The sequence below is a fragment of the Oceanobacter sp. 4_MG-2023 genome (assembly GCF_030689165.1).
Classification (GTDB): Bacteria; Pseudomonadota; Gammaproteobacteria; order Pseudomonadales; family Oceanobacteraceae; genus Oceanobacter.
In genome coordinates, this window is record NZ_JAUYVV010000010.1 from 1 (window position 1) to 14,073 (window position 14,073).

Genomic DNA, 14,073 nt, shown 5'->3' on the forward strand with positions numbered 1-14,073 from the left:
GATCGGCCATCGTTTGTTGATGCTGCCTTCCCAACCTTCCCAACCTTCCCAACCTTCCCAACCTTCCCAACCTTCCCAACCTTCCCAACCTTCCCAACCTTCCCAACCTTCCCAACCTTCCCAACCTTCCCAGTCGTTTCAGGCTTTGGCTGCCTGCACACCAGATATCATGGCTGCAAAGGCCCCTGACCCGTCACAACCACCATCGACGCTTGATTGTCGTCGTGTTTGAATCCAGCCATCACCGCCTCCTGCGTTTCAACATTCGATCAGACCATGGTTATGTAGGTTTTTCTACAGTTTGAACGGGTTGGTACAGGGCCGAAAAGCACCATGCAATACAAAAAAGAAAGGAACCCGGTGTAGAAAATCAATACCTTGTTACCAACCACTGGCACTATTTCAAAGCCTGTAAACACAGGATTTTCGCTATCTCGGCAGCGGCAGGCAGGACAAAATTTTTACCATGAGTCAGTCTATATTATCAAAATTGAATCACCTGTCCGGTTTATCAATTACCCTGCAGACAGAGCCGATGCTAGATTAAAGTTCTCGAACTTGGTCGTTTTGAGTGTTGTGACATTACCCGTCGCCACTGCTCCCCGGTGTATTCCTTCTCATCGTTACAAGCAGTGGCCGACGGGCTTTTTTCAAGACCGTTCGATGTCCATCGTCAATACGCTTGCCCATGACCAGCAGTGAGCCAAATAACGCCTCGCGGATAACCGGCTAACCCGTAACATGGACAAGCGGCACCATGCATGACTAACCCGGCCAACAACCGGCATCCGGTGCTACAGATACACCGATCAGGAGAATAAAATGAGATTATGTGTTGCAGGTGCCGCAGGCGCCTTTGGCCAGAAACATCTGGACGCCGTCGCTAACATCGACGGTGCTGACGTCGTATCCGTTGTCGGCACCCGCCCCGACGTGATCAAACAAGTCGCAGAAGAACGTGGTATTCCACACTATTGCACCGATCTGGCAGAAGCCCTCGCCCGCGACGATATCGATGGTGTCTTGCTCGCTACGCCAACCGGCATGCACGCTGCCCAGGCCATCCAGTGTCTGGAAGCTGGCAAGCACGTCATGGTTGAAATTCCGATGGCGGACAACATAGAGGATTCCCGCAAACTGGTGGAAGTCCAGCAGCGTACCGGCTTGGTGGCGATGTCTGGTCAGACTCGTCGCTTCAACCCTTCTCATCAGTGGATTCATAACAAGATTCAGGCCGGTGAACTGAACGTGCAGCAAATGGACGTGCAGACTTATTTCTTCCGCCGCACCAATACCAACGCCAAGGGGCAGGCCCGCTCCTGGACTGATCATTTGCTGTGGCATCACGCCTGCCACACGGTTGACTTGTTCCAGTATCAGACGGGTGAAACCTGTAGCCAGGTTCAGGCTTTGCAAGGGCCGATTCATCCGGATCTGGGCATCGCCATGGACATGAGTATTGGTCTGAAAGTCCCTGGTGGCGCTATTTGCACGCTGTCGTTGTCGTTTAACAACGAAGGGCCCTTTGGCACTTTCTTCCGCTATATCTGTGACCAGGGCACCTATATTGCCCGTTACGATGATTTGGTGGATGGTTATGAAAAACCGATCGACCTGTCTGGTGTCGCGGTCTCCAACAACGGTATCGAACTGCAGGATCGTGAGTTTATCGCCGCGGTCAAGGAAGGCCGGGAGCCAAATTCCAGCGTCGCGCAAGTGTTGCCGGCGATGGAAACCCTGGATCAGCTGGAGCAACTGCTGAACGCAGACTGAGCAGCCAGCAGGCCTCTGCCTTGAAAGCTTGAAAAGACAGGGGCCGATGTACCATCCAGATGTTTCCAGAAACCGGCTTGGCCGGTTTTTCCGTTTCTGACACGAGGTATTTTATGACTGCGCTGAACACTGAATTTAATCATCCCGGCATCGGTCTTGGTTGTATGAACCTGTCTCATGCCTACGGTGTGCCACTACCGGAAGACGACGCCATCCGGGCCTTACACGCCGCTTTCGATATGGGCTACCGCCATTTTGATACCGCCACCCTGTACGGCGGCGGCAAAAACGAACAGCTGCTGGGCAAAGCCCTGAAACCACTGCGCAACGATATTTTCCTGGCCTCCAAAGGTGGCATGCAGATTGGCGAGCAAAGCGGCCTCAAGGAAATCAACGGCTGCCCGACGACCTTGCAGCAACAGGTCGAAAACAGTCTGCGCCGCTTGCAAGTTGATCATATCGACCTCTACTACCTGCATCGCCTTGACCCCAACACGCCGATTGAAGAATCCGTTGGAGCACTGGCCGAGATGGTCAAAGCGGGCAAGATCGGCGCGATCGGTTTATCCGAAGTCTCCGCCGCAACCTTGCGCCGGGCCCATGCGATACATCCGATTGCCGCACTGCAAACGGAGTATTCACTGTGGAGCCGTAACGCCGAGATTGCCGTACTGCAGGCCACCCGGGAACTGGGCACGGCATTTGTGGCCTTTTCTCCCCTTGCCCGTGGTTTTCTGGCAGATGGCCTGCAAGAGGTTGACTCGCTGGAGCCAAAGGATATCCGTCGCAATATGCCACGCTTCCATCCAGACAACTTTGCCGCCAACCTCACCTTGCTGGACGCATTCAGACTAGTGGCAAAACGGGTTGGCTGTACGCCAGCACAGCTATCTCTGGCCTGGGTCTGCGCGCAAGGAGATCATATTGTGCCGATCCCGGGTACCCGCAGCGTTGCCCATATGCAAGAAAACCTGCAAGCCGCCACGGTCTCGCTATCGGCCGATGTTATCCATGAGCTGAATCAGTTGATCAATCAGCAGACGGTCAGCGGCAGACGCTATAACCTGGCACAGCAAGTCGAAGTGGATACCGAAGAATTCGCAGAGTAAGTGGCTTCGATGACCGCCATGGCATGCCGCAATCGGCAACACCGGTTCGGGCCATGGCACTTATGCTATAAAAATAACAAACATGTATAACAACGCCTTATGAATACCACCCCGTTACACCTTATAGTCGATCAGGCCCGCCCACCTGCTGGCAGCCATCAACGCATTTCCCGCTACACCCTGTATAGTGAGGCCCCATCGGACAGCGATCCCGAATTTGTCCATATCGAGGACATACCCAGTCGAGCCAGACTGTTCGACTGGGCCATTAATATTCATACCCATCCGAACATGTTCCAGCTGATTTTTGTGCGCAGCGGTTCGGTACGCGTCTTTATTGATGGTCAGGAAGAACATCATCAGGCCCCTGTGATTGTTTCGGTGCCTGCCGGTGTCGTGCATGGCTTTGAGTTTGAACGGGAAGCCACCGAAGGCTGTGTGATTACCGTTTCCCGGCTGTTGATTCAGGATGACCAGTTTGCCCGCCAGTTTCCGTTCGGGCAGGAACTGCTGCAAAGTGCCCGGATTATTCAGCTGAGCCAGCACCCAAAAGAGCTGACCTTTATCGACCAGACGGTACAGCAGCTGACCGAAGAGTATCTGGGTAACGCCCTGGGCAAAAAATCCATGTTTGCCTGGTTGCTGTTTGGTTTGTTACTCAAACTTGGACGCCTGCTTGAAGAACACCCGGACAACACCCCGGAAGACATTCATAGTGAGCGTTTTCGCCACCTCAACAGCCTGATCGAAGGGCATTACCGCCAGCATCAATCGGTCGAATTTTACGCCCAGGCACTGCACACCACTCCCACCAGCCTCAGCCGCACCTGCAAACAAATCGCCGACAAGAACATCACCGATCTGCTCTACGACAGGCTGGTTCTGGAAGCCCAGCGCATGCTGATTTACTCCTCCGTCCCGGTATCTCTGATTGCCTACGACCTCGGATTCCACGACCCGGCGTATTTCTCACGTTTTTTCCGCCGCCGGGTGGGTTTGGCACCCACCGCCTTTCGAGAGCAACGTGACGGCACTCATGTGTCCGCTGGATCAGCCGATTGAACGAACATTTGAACGAACGATCAAGTAGGTGGTCTGAAAGCACCATCGACCGCTGCCTGTAACTACTCACGCAGTGATTATTCTCATGCTTGATTTGACAGGCTTCCCCTATGAAACTCACCGCCCCATGTACGCCTATCGAGTTCTCAACCAAAGATATTTATGGCAACTCCGTCAGCTTGAGCCATTACTCGGGCAAAAAAATTCTCTTGGCTTTTTTTCGCGATGCCGCCTGCCCTTTTTGTAATGTGCGCCTTTATGAACTCACCAACCAATACAATGCTTTTCAGGAGGCCAATGTTGAAATCATTGCAGTCTTCAGCTCAACAGCGGAAGAAGTCCGGCGTTTTGTGGCCCGCAACCCGCGTCCGTTTATCTTGCTCAGTGACCCCGATCTACAGCTGTACGAACGTTATGGTATCGAACACTCCACCACCGCCCTTATCAAAGCCATGTTGTTCCGTCTGCCACAGATGATCCGCGGCTTGCTCAAAGGAGGAAAAAGCGATATTCACAACCCGCACATGAAGCTGGTACCGGCGGATTTTTTGATTTCGGAGCAAGGAGAAGTCCAGCTCGCGTGGTACGGCCGCGACACCGGCGACCATGTTCCAATGACTACCCTGAAACAGTTTGCAGCGGGCCAACTCAGTAGCGCAGAGAGCTGCCCAACCCGTTAAACCAACAACTTGCCACACTGTGTGAGCCGAAAGGACCCTGGCTCAGTTCCCCACCAATGACTCTTGCGCCAGCAACTGCTCTACCCAATGTCCCCACAAGGTGCAATAGGACGCCATCGGCGCGGTAAAATAATTGAGGGTGCGAGCATTCAGAAACAACATCCCCAGCAAACGACCGTCACTCATCATCGGCATGGTCAGACTGGAACGATAACCCTGTCCCAGTAACGCCGCACTGTGTGCCGGCAACTCTTCCACCCGAAACTTGCGCATATCCCCCACCACCCGAATACCCGGACTGGCGACCAGGGATTGCAGCGATGGCACATTTTCCAGCAACATCTGATAACCGTCCAATAGCCGGGTATCGTCTCCGGCGCAGGTCAGGCTGGACAAGTAACCTGTGTCGGCTTGATAGCGCGCCAGAGAAAAACGATCGATACCGGAGTACTGCTCACGTAAGACACGATAGAGATGGTGTACATGATCCTCAAACGACCGCGATGGCGATAACTGCCGATAAGGGTCGATATAGTGTTGTTCTGAGGCTGGGTTATCGGCCATAGCGGTCTCCGGGGGCTGAAAGCTGAAAGAATACGGCAAAAGCCATTGTTTTCAGTCTAGCCAACGCAACCGGCGATACCGCTGACTCATATCAAGGCAGCCAGGTAACAGCCAGGGCCATTAAACAGACAGACACGCCAATAACACGCCAAACAAGTCAGCGTTGATTAAATCAAATTATTCAGGGAAGCCGGTTTCAGCAGAGCGGCCGGTTACTGACCAGCCGCTTGTTACAATGATTATTGGACGGAGTACGGCGTTCGGCGTTACCCCGTGTCCAACCGTTGGCTAGCGTGGGTTAACCTCAACCTCGCACAGTACCGAGTTGGCAATAAAGCAGTGTTCATGGGCTTTGTGATGCATGGCCAGAATGGCTTCAGCATCGGGAATTTTATCACCTTCAAAGACCGCCAGTGGCGACAGAAGAATACGGCTAATATGAAAGCGACCGTCGTCTCGCTGGGCCAGTTCCGCAACCGCGTGGTCTTCATACGACACCACGTTCAGACGTTTTTTGGCGGCCAACGCCAGGAAGGTCATCATATGACAACTGGCCATGGAGGCTGCCAGCATTTGCTCCGGGTCACTGCCATAATCGTTACCGGCACCGCCAGCGGCCAGCTGTACCTGATGGCCAAAGTCGAGTTGATGGCGGCGCTCAAACCCCTGGTGAGAAAATTCACCTTCGCGCTGCCAGTGTAAATCCATGCTGTGTTCTGAAATCTTCTGGGTCATTCTCTATCCTTCCTGAAACAGGCGGCTGTCCAATCCATTCGTTTACTTGATCCAATACCTACGGCCTGCCAATACCCTGATGCAGGCGATACCTTGGCCATCAAATCATAAAACGCCTCGGTATTATTGCTGCAAGCAGGGTAGTTATTCACATCGGGTATTACTCGGCCAATGTTTTACGCAAGGTAAACGCACCCCGTAGCTGACCGGCCTGATAACCCACAGCCCTGTCATGCGGATACAGTTTACTGAGACGGGTTTGTACTGGCTCTGCCAAGGCCGAACCATGGCAGTTCAGACACAATGCCCCTGTTGGTATCGCTTTCATATAACGATATTCGCCGTTTTCAACGGTACTGGCTTCCAGCGTAGCCGGGGTTTCTCCTGCAGCCAGGCGCTGGTCAAAGTCCTTCAGCGTGGCCAGCTCCCAGCTGTCCGGGGCATTGTCCGGGTTACGTATTTTTAATGAGGTACGTCCTACCGCCCAGTCTCCCTGACTATGTGCTGTAGCAATCTCGGGGGCCTCCACATTGCACAGATGGATCGCTTCGGTTGGGCCACCCGCCTTCATACCTTTTTGTACGGTTTGCATCAGCTGCTTGCCAAACATCATGGCTTGCTGCCGCGCTTCCTGGTTGAGGCTGCCTTCTTCAGGCTGCTCGGCACGAACGGCAGTACTTGCCAGCGCACCTGCCAGGCCGCCAACCAGACACGTCAACGTTAATAGTTTTTTCATTGTTATCTCTCTCAAAAATAACCAAATATGCACAAAGGAATACAATCAGCCTGAAAAAGCGGATTGGTTATCACCAAATCCGCTGTCTGGGTTGTACTGGAATTATCGGTAAACGCTTGGATCAATTTCCACTTTGTGGACATCGCCACTCCAGCCATCAAAACCACCCACCAGCATTTTTACCTGATCAAACCCCATACGTTTCAGGGTATGGGCGGCCAATGTACTGCGGCCACCATTTTTGCAATACAACAGGATGCTGGCGGTGTTATCAGTCAACGCCGGATGATCCCCCACCCTGAATTCCAGCACACCACGCGGTACATTGACCGCTCCCGGCAAGTGGCCCATCTCGAACTCAGCCGGTTCCCGTACATCCAGCACGACTGCGCCATTGGCCAGCAGTCCTTCAGCTTCCTCTGCGTTGACCGGGTTAACGGACACTGAGGCTTCAGACAATAAATCTTCTTTTTTGAGTACCATTGGGTTTCCTCTCGATGATCGATCGTATCAGAACAACATGCCTGCATGGCTATATTGACAGTGTGCCACGTAACGTCAATCGTCACCAACTGGCGTGTGACCCGCTGGCCCAATCTGAGCATGGTTTATCAGTCGTGACATCGTCAGCTGCTCAGAGCAGCCACAGGCCAGCACAGAGACTCATCAATGGCCAACCCGCATAAGGACTGAATAGATAACGCCAAATGCGCAGCACAGGGACATAACCAATACCGTGAACCAAACCCGCCGCAATACCCCACAACCCGAGTGGTAGTAATATGTGCGTCTGTTCATCCGGTGCAACAGCCACCAGTTGCGGCATGGCCAGCCATAATCCAGCCAGTCCCAGCGCTCCCAGGAAGGATAACCCGCGCGCCCAAAAAGCATACAGCGGCCCGTAGGCCGCATAATCCACTGGAGGTTTGTCTGGAACAGGCATTGCCTTACTCCGCATCCCGATCCATATCTTCGTAAAACTCCAGCCACATAGCGTTTATCAGGCCAAATGAGCAGGCCAGTAATACACCGAGAATCCAGGCAAAATACCACATACTATTTTCCTCGTAGTGCGAGCCAGACGTCTGTGTCTGGCTACCTGTTTGGGTTTTGCTGTTTCCGTTTACCGGGTGTGGCCAGGCCAGATCATCCGAGCACTGCTCGGCTGATCTGGACGCTGCCAGCAACAGCCTTGATTCATTAATACGTGCTGTATTTGTTGTCTTCAATAAACTGATTGGTCAGGCGACCCCACATTTTGTAGTAGCCCCAGATGGTGTAGCTCAACACAATCGGTACAAACACCATGGCGACCCAGAACATGATATTCAGCGTCATTTCACTGGATACCACATCCCATACGGTCAGGCTGTGAGACGGCTCCAGACTGGATGGCATAATGAACGGGAACAGTGAGAACCCAGCGGTCAGAATAATGCCGGTAATCGCCAGCGAGCTGGAGACAAAAGCCATCACACCACGATTCATCATCGACATCAGTACCGTCAGTGCCAGTCCGGCAAAACCCAACAAGGGTGCGATCATCATCCAGGGATGCTGGCCATAGTTGCTCAGCCAGGCCCCTTCTTGCGTTGTCACCACTTTATCCAGAGGGGTCACTGCCGCAGCGGTGCTTTTGATATCCATGATCACATAGCCATCAATACCCATCCAGATCCAGACACCGGCGAGGGCAAACAGCGCCGCCACCAGTACTGCCAGCGCAACCGTAATCCGGCGGGCGCGCTCATGGAGTGCTCCGTCAGTCCGCATTTGCAACCAGGTGCCACCGTGCATCATCAACATTCCCAGACTCACCAGACCAGCCACCAGACCAAAGGGATTCAGCAAGGCCCAAAAAGAACCGGTATAGGTAGAACGCATAAACTCATCCAGACTGAATGGCACTCCCAGAATCAGGTTGCCAAACGCCACACCAAACACCAGGGCAGGCACTGCACCGCCGATGGTCAGGCCCCAGTCCCACAGGCTGCGCCAGCGGGGATCATCCACTTTGGCGCGGTATTCAAACCCGACCGGGCGAAAAAACATGGCGAACAACACCAGTAACATTGCCCAGTAAAAGCCCGAAAATGCCACCGCATAAACCACAGGCCAAGCGGCAAAAATGGCCCCACCGGCAGTAATAAACCAGACCTGGTTACCATCCCAGTGCGGCCCGATGGTGTTCAGCATCACCCGGCGCTCGGTATCGGTACGGCCGATGATTCGCAGCAGCGCACCAACCCCCATATCAAAGCCATCGGTAACAGCAAAGCCGACCAGCAATACGCCAATCAGTACCCACCACACCAGTTTCAATACTTCGTAATCCATAATTCCCCCTTACGCCTGTTCGTTACGGGCTTGCAACGGCTGCGCTTTTGGCCCAGCTGCTGTACCGCCTGTCATGGAGTGACTTGCCTCTTTCTCGAAATGATAACGACCAGTATGCAGAGCAGATGGCCCCAGACGGGCAAACTTGAACATCAGATACACTTCGGCAACCAACAAGGCGGTATAGAACAGTACAAAACCGGCAATACTCATCCACAGCTCTTCAACCGACCGGGTTGAGGTGGATAAATGAGTTGGCAGGACTTCACCAATAGACCAGGGCTGACGACCGTATTCCGCTACAAACCAACCCATTTCACAGGCCAGGAAAGGTAATGGGATCGCCCATAACAAGGCTTTTTGCAGCCAGGTCTGCTTATCGATGGTTTGACGGGCAGAATGCCAGAACGCCAGCGCCACCAGCAGGAACATGGTAAAGCCAATAGCCACCATGATACGGAAGGTAAAGAACATGGGGGCAACGCCCGGAATAGTGTCCCGTGCGGCCGACTTGATCTGGTCTTCTGTAGCGTCAATAACGTCCGGAGTATATTTTTTCAGCAGCAGGCCGTACCCCAGATCGTCCTTGACCTCATCGAATGCCGCCATGGTTGCAGGTGATTCATCCCCGGCTTTCAGTTGCGTAAAGAGGTCGTAAGCACCGATACCATTACGCACGCGCTCCTCGTGTTCGACCAGCAGGTCCTTGATACCCACCACTTGTTCGTCCGTTGATCGGGTCGCAATCAGGCCCAGCACCCAGGGAATCCGAATCGCGTAGTCGGTCTCCATGGTTTCTTCATTAGGCAAACCAAACAGGGTAAAGGCAGCAGGAGCCGGATGGGTTTCCCATTCCGCTTCAATGGCAGCCAGCTTGGTTTTTTGTACATCGCCAATTTCGTAACCTGATTCATCACCCAGCAGAATCACACTCAGAATGGCCGCCAAACCAAAGCTGGAGGCAATGGCAAACGAGCGACGGGCAAAGGGCAGGTCACGTTTTTTCAGCAAATAATAAGAGGAAATCCCCAGTACAAACATGGCACCGGTGACATAACCAGCCGACACGGTATGCACAAATTTGACCTGGGCAACCGGGTTAAACAACACCTCAACAAAGCTGGTCATCTCCATACGCATGGTGTTGTAGTTGAATTCAGCGCCGACCGGGTTTTGCATCCAGCCATTGGCAATCAGAATCCACAAGGCCGACAGGTTCGAACCCAGTGCCACCAGCCAGGTGACGATCATATGCTGTATCCGTGTCAGGCGATCCCAGCCGAAGAAAAACAGGCCGATAAACGTACTTTCAAGGAAGAAAGCCATCAGACCTTCAATCGCCAGCGGTGCGCCAAAAATGTCACCGACATAATGGGAGTAGTAAGCCCAGTTGGTACCGAACTGGAATTCCATCGTCAGGCCTGTCGTCACACCCAAGGCGAAGTTAATACCAAACAGCTTGCCCCAGAACTTGACCATGTCCTGATAGACCTGCTTGCCTGTCATCACATAAGCCGATTCCATGATGGCAAGAATAAACGATAACCCCAACGTCAGGGGTACAAACAAAAAGTGGTACAGCGCGGTCATAGCAAATTGCAGCCGCGACAAGTCCACCATACTTTCACTGATCATGGTTGATCCTCCAAAGGCAGTGCCGTGGAACGTTCAGTTGAGTGTTGTGAAACGAAAATTCAGCGACTGAACCTGGCGGAAATACAACGCTCCGCCATCGCTCAGCGACTGTAACAAAACAGCTTGTGGATCACGCAGATCTCCAAGCTGAGACAAAACCGGTCTTACAAAACAATGATCAATCTGCCCCGCAAACAACCACCAGTACCAGAGATATTCCGGCAGCAGCGAAGCAGCTGTACTAACCCGATGGAGCGCCAGCACAAGCCGGAAGCGGGTCGTAACACAGGGCTTTTTCCTGTGCCACCGAACTGATACACAAAGACCCGATCGCCCGGCCGGGATACAGTACATAGTCATCGGGAAGTTGGAGAAGCGGCAATTTATCAACGTCAGCTTCCGGCTCAGATGCAACAAAGGGACGTAACCCACCGGGAAGCCACCACATACCGCTAAAAATCAGTCCATCACACACATAGGCAACCCGCAGCGCCGCAGGGTCCACCACCACCCGGATGTAGCTTTCACCCAGTGCCAGTGTGTCTGGAGCGGCCGAGCCTGACAGGGCGCCAGCATCCAACATCTGACCCGGTATATTCATGATCTGGGTCATTTCTCCAGTAAACAGTAAATAGGCATTGGCGACCCCCAACTGCTCCAATGTCTGGATGTAGCAAGACACCAATGCAGGTTGCGGATCAATCAGCGCACCACGGCGAGAAATAGGATCAAACAATAAATAACTAAGCTGTTGGTTAACCCGCCACTGCTTTACTCTAGCCATAGCCTTCCTGCCAATTCCGCCGAATTTGTCACCACAGACATCCGTCTGTACCCCATCAGGGTGAAATAGCAATTCACGGGCCAGTCCGTTCCCACCAGCAAGAATTCATATTAAAAACCCCGGAGTCTTGCCACCAGCCACAGCAATCGCGGCTATCATCAGCGTTTCAGGGGTGGCTAACAAGATCACTGCGACAGTTTGCCCCGCTGCCAATCCTTTGCAAAATGGCCGACATCCACTAATATCATGTCAATATTGACAGCCTGGTGACACCAATGTCAGATCCCCGCAGTTACAACCACTTGCCTGGTATCTCTTCTTTACTGGACGCCATTGCTGCTCCCGCCATTCTGATGGATCGCGAGTATCGTATTTGTGCTGCCAACCAGGCATACCGGGAACACTTTTCCGGCAACAGCGCCCTGCTCGGTCGGCATTGCTACGAGGTCTCCCATGGCTACAAAGTCCCTTGTGACCAGGCCGGAGAAACCTGCCCGCTACAGGGCTGTCTGCGTACCGGCCAGCGCCAGCGTATCCTGCATATTCATAACACCTGCCAGGGCAAGGAACACGTTGATGTGGAGCTGAGCCCGGTACGTAATGACGATGGCCAGATTGAGTTTTTTGTTGAAATCATGTCGCCCGTACGCACTCCGGACACCCCAGGGTCGCGGCCCATGCTGGGGTTCAGTCAGGCCTATACCGACATGCTGGCCATGCTCAGCCGAGCGGCTCCGACCGAGATCAATGTACTGCTGCTGGGTGAATCCGGCACCGGCAAAGAGCTCGCCGCCCGACACATTCATCAGCACAGCAGCCGCGCCAACAAGCCATTTGTAACGGTGGAATGTTCTGGTCTGACCGAAAGCCTGTTTGAAAGTGAACTGTTTGGTCACGAAAAAGGCGCCTTTACCGGAGCCACCCAACGCAAGCCAGGCCTGGTCGAAGCCGCCCGGGGCGGAACGTTGTTTCTGGATGAAGTAGGGGATATTCCGCTTGCCATGCAGGTCAAGCTGCTGCGTCTGATCGAAACCGGCAGCTACCGCCCGGTGGGCAGCGTAACGCTGCAACAGGCCGACTTCCGGTTGGTGTGTGCCACCCATCGGCAACTGACCCAGATGGTTGATGCCGGCACTTTCCGGCAAGATCTCTACTACCGGATATCACCCTTTCCGATTCTGTTGCCCTCGCTGGCAGAACGGCGGGCTGATATTGTTCCACTGGCCCGCAAACTGCTGCAACAACTGAGTCAGGAACGGCCACACGTACTGTCTGCTGCCGCCTGCGACTGGCTCGAACAACAGCAGTTTCCCGGTAATATTCGCGAACTGAGAAACCGCCTCGAACGAGCCACTATCTTATGTGATGATCGCGAAATCGAACCACGTCACCTGACGTTACCCGATGCCCTGAGACCGGAAGCCACGGAGACTCCCAGCCATTCCGCCACCCGGATACCAACAAAACGGATCACCGGTCTGGCCACCGATCCAGATCAGGCCATGCCACTGGACCAACTCGAAGCCCGTTACCTGCTTGCCATTACCCAACAATTTGATGGCGACAACACCCGTTTAGCCAAACAACTGGGCATCAGTGAGCGTACCTTGTACCGCAAGCTGGCCAATGCCCGAGCCAGTCAAACCAACAACGCCAGTGATTCGTCAACCGACTGAGCCATCAGCAGCAGCAAAACACTGAATTTTGCTGCAATAATGACCACTTCAGGGCGGTTATGACTATTGTTCATTAGATACCAGCGTTCAGGTGTGTACAATTGCGCCAAATTTTTACAAGCACCCGTGACTATGAAACGACTCACTATTGCACTGGCCGCTTTGGCACTGAGTGCCTGCTCGGTTGGCAACCTGCCCAAGAACCTCTCACGCTCGATGATGAACAACGACAATCCGGAAGTCGTGGCCGCGGGAGCACCGGCATATCTGCTTTTGCTCGACGCGCTGGTACTCACCTATCCCCATGACGAAGACTTCTTGCTGTCTGCGTCCCAGCTGTATGGCGCTTACTCGGGTGTCTTTTCCCGCGACCCAAGCCAGGCACAACGGATGGCCGACAAGGCTCTGGAATACGCCACCCGCGGCTTGTGTGAATACGATGACGACGCCTGTGAAGCCGTCGAGTTACCGCAGGACGACATACTGACGGCGCTCGACCGGCACTTTGATGAAGACGATATTCACGTCTTCTATGCCTATGCCGCCGCCAAGGCCGGCTGGATTCAGGCCAACAGCAGCGACTGGGGTGCCATTGCCGAACTGGGTAAAACCAAGGCTTTGATGCAGTGGGTCGCCAATATCCAGCCGGACTACGACCAGGGAACCTTGCAGGTATATCTCGGCGTCATGGAAACCCAGCTGCCACCATCTCTGGGTGGTCGCCCGGAAATCGGCCGCGAGCATTTTGAAAAGGCCCTGCAATACAGTGATGGCAAACATCTGATGGCCAAGGTGCTGTACGCCAAACAATATGCCCGCTTGATGTTTGATCAGGAACTTCACGACCGTCTGCTCAACGAAGCTATTGCGGCCGACCCGGAAGCCGAAGGTCTGACCCTGATTAATCATCTGGCCCAGAGCCAGGCCACTGAACTGTTGGCAGAATCTGCCGATTTTTTTGAATAATCGCCTTTTGAATACC

Annotated in this window: 16 protein-coding genes; 7 read left to right on the forward strand and 9 right to left on the reverse strand. The window is 53.6% G+C overall.

From position 1 onward, the window contains the following. From Q8W24_RS08905 to Q8W24_RS08925, 5 genes are all read left to right on the forward strand, one after another. Window positions 1-232 (forward strand): hypothetical protein (locus tag Q8W24_RS08905; RefSeq protein ID WP_305475077.1); only part of this gene is annotated, 232 nt, incomplete at its 5' end. Window positions 233-822: 590 nt separating this feature from the next. Then, complete coding sequence (locus Q8W24_RS08910) at window positions 823-1,773, forward strand: Gfo/Idh/MocA family oxidoreductase (RefSeq protein WP_305475079.1); 951 nt, start codon at window positions 823-825, stop codon at window positions 1,771-1,773. Between the two features lie 113 nt (window positions 1,774-1,886). Beyond that, window positions 1,887-2,882, forward strand: a complete 996-nt coding sequence (locus Q8W24_RS08915) for an aldo/keto reductase (protein WP_305475080.1) — start codon at window positions 1,887-1,889, stop codon at window positions 2,880-2,882. Between the two features lie 99 nt (window positions 2,883-2,981). After that, entirely contained in the window at window positions 2,982-3,944 is a 963-nt protein-coding gene (locus tag Q8W24_RS08920; protein ID WP_305452594.1) for a helix-turn-helix domain-containing protein, read from the forward strand. 110 nt (window positions 3,945-4,054) lie between these two features. Next, window positions 4,055-4,624 (forward strand): peroxiredoxin, encoded by a 570-nt coding sequence (locus Q8W24_RS08925; protein WP_303432599.1) that lies wholly within the window; start codon window positions 4,055-4,057, stop codon window positions 4,622-4,624. Window positions 4,625-4,666: 42 nt separating this feature from the next. On the opposite strand, the gene Q8W24_RS08930 is transcribed toward Q8W24_RS08925, so the two are convergent. The 9 genes from Q8W24_RS08930 to Q8W24_RS08970 all read right to left on the reverse strand — a co-directional run bounded on the left by Q8W24_RS08930 (window position 4,667) and on the right by Q8W24_RS08970 (window position 11,415). Beyond that, window positions 4,667-5,188 carry a GAF domain-containing protein gene (locus tag Q8W24_RS08930; RefSeq protein ID WP_305475082.1) on the reverse strand — a complete coding sequence of 174 codons (522 nt, stop codon included), beginning with the start codon at window positions 5,186-5,188 and terminating at the stop codon, window positions 4,667-4,669. Window positions 5,189-5,476: 288 nt separating this feature from the next. Further along, a complete protein-coding gene (locus Q8W24_RS08935) occupies window positions 5,477-5,923 on the reverse strand; it encodes an OsmC family protein (protein WP_303432602.1) in 447 nt (148 codons plus the stop codon). 160 nt (window positions 5,924-6,083) lie between these two features. Continuing rightward, window positions 6,084-6,659, reverse strand: coding sequence for a DUF3365 domain-containing protein (locus tag Q8W24_RS08940; protein WP_305414171.1), 576 nt, complete (start codon window positions 6,657-6,659; stop codon window positions 6,084-6,086). A gap of 102 nt (window positions 6,660-6,761) precedes the next feature. Next, window positions 6,762-7,142: a rhodanese-like domain-containing protein gene (locus Q8W24_RS08945; protein ID WP_303432605.1), complete on the reverse strand. Its 381-nt coding sequence runs from the start codon at window positions 7,140-7,142 to the stop codon at window positions 6,762-6,764. Between the two features lie 151 nt (window positions 7,143-7,293). Then, window positions 7,294-7,602 (reverse strand): cyd operon YbgE family protein, encoded by a 309-nt coding sequence (locus tag Q8W24_RS08950; protein WP_303605453.1) that lies wholly within the window; start codon window positions 7,600-7,602, stop codon window positions 7,294-7,296. A 4-nt stretch (window positions 7,603-7,606) separates the two neighbouring features. After that, window positions 7,607-7,714, reverse strand: coding sequence for a cytochrome bd-I oxidase subunit CydX (gene cydX / locus Q8W24_RS08955; RefSeq protein ID WP_303432607.1), 108 nt, complete (start codon window positions 7,712-7,714; stop codon window positions 7,607-7,609). Window positions 7,715-7,859: 145 nt separating this feature from the next. After that, the gene (gene cydB / locus Q8W24_RS08960; RefSeq protein ID WP_368501372.1) at window positions 7,860-8,999 is read right to left on the reverse strand and encodes a cytochrome d ubiquinol oxidase subunit II; all 1,140 of its coding nucleotides are present in this window, start codon (window positions 8,997-8,999) and stop codon (window positions 7,860-7,862) included. A gap of 6 nt (window positions 9,000-9,005) precedes the next feature. Next, window positions 9,006-10,631, reverse strand: a complete 1,626-nt coding sequence (locus Q8W24_RS08965) for a cytochrome ubiquinol oxidase subunit I (RefSeq protein ID WP_303432609.1) — start codon at window positions 10,629-10,631, stop codon at window positions 9,006-9,008. Between the two features lie 241 nt (window positions 10,632-10,872). Continuing rightward, complete coding sequence (locus tag Q8W24_RS08970; protein WP_303432610.1) at window positions 10,873-11,415, reverse strand: hypothetical protein; 543 nt, start codon at window positions 11,413-11,415, stop codon at window positions 10,873-10,875. Between the two features lie 275 nt (window positions 11,416-11,690). Between Q8W24_RS08970 and Q8W24_RS08975 the strand changes: the two genes are divergently transcribed. Together Q8W24_RS08975 and Q8W24_RS08980 are read left to right on the forward strand one after the other, a co-directional pair. After that, entirely contained in the window at window positions 11,691-13,091 is a 1,401-nt protein-coding gene (locus tag Q8W24_RS08975; protein ID WP_303432611.1) for a sigma-54-dependent Fis family transcriptional regulator, read from the forward strand. 132 nt (window positions 13,092-13,223) lie between these two features. After that, complete coding sequence (locus Q8W24_RS08980; protein ID WP_305475084.1) at window positions 13,224-14,057, forward strand: TRAP transporter TatT component family protein; 834 nt, start codon at window positions 13,224-13,226, stop codon at window positions 14,055-14,057. Window positions 14,058-14,073: the final 16 nt, after the last annotated feature.

Coding starts and splice junctions, on each gene's coding strand:
- Q8W24_RS08915 (WP_305475080.1), top strand. CDS start 1,887: ATGACTGCGCTGAACACTGAATTTAATCATCCCGGCATCGGTCTTGGT.
- Q8W24_RS08925 (WP_303432599.1), top strand. CDS start 4,055: ATGAAACTCACCGCCCCATGTACGCCTATCGAGTTCTCAACCAAAGAT.
- Q8W24_RS08930 (WP_305475082.1), bottom strand. CDS start 5,188: ATGGCCGATAACCCAGCCTCAGAACAACACTATATCGACCCTTATCGG.
- Q8W24_RS08945 (WP_303432605.1), bottom strand. CDS start 7,142: ATGGTACTCAAAAAAGAAGATTTATTGTCTGAAGCCTCAGTGTCCGTT.
- Q8W24_RS08910 (WP_305475079.1), top strand. CDS start 823: ATGAGATTATGTGTTGCAGGTGCCGCAGGCGCCTTTGGCCAGAAACAT.
- Q8W24_RS08935 (WP_303432602.1), bottom strand. CDS start 5,923: ATGACCCAGAAGATTTCAGAACACAGCATGGATTTACACTGGCAGCGC.
- Q8W24_RS08950 (WP_303605453.1), bottom strand. CDS start 7,602: ATGCCTGTTCCAGACAAACCTCCAGTGGATTATGCGGCCTACGGGCCG.
- Q8W24_RS08980 (WP_305475084.1), top strand. CDS start 13,224: ATGAAACGACTCACTATTGCACTGGCCGCTTTGGCACTGAGTGCCTGC.
- Q8W24_RS08975 (WP_303432611.1), top strand. CDS start 11,691: ATGTCAGATCCCCGCAGTTACAACCACTTGCCTGGTATCTCTTCTTTA.
- cydX (WP_303432607.1), bottom strand. CDS start 7,714: ATGTGGTATTTTGCCTGGATTCTCGGTGTATTACTGGCCTGCTCATTT.
- Q8W24_RS08965 (WP_303432609.1), bottom strand. CDS start 10,631: ATGATCAGTGAAAGTATGGTGGACTTGTCGCGGCTGCAATTTGCTATG.
- Q8W24_RS08920 (WP_305452594.1), top strand. CDS start 2,982: ATGAATACCACCCCGTTACACCTTATAGTCGATCAGGCCCGCCCACCT.
- Q8W24_RS08970 (WP_303432610.1), bottom strand. CDS start 11,415: ATGGCTAGAGTAAAGCAGTGGCGGGTTAACCAACAGCTTAGTTATTTA.
- Q8W24_RS08940 (WP_305414171.1), bottom strand. CDS start 6,659: ATGAAAAAACTATTAACGTTGACGTGTCTGGTTGGCGGCCTGGCAGGT.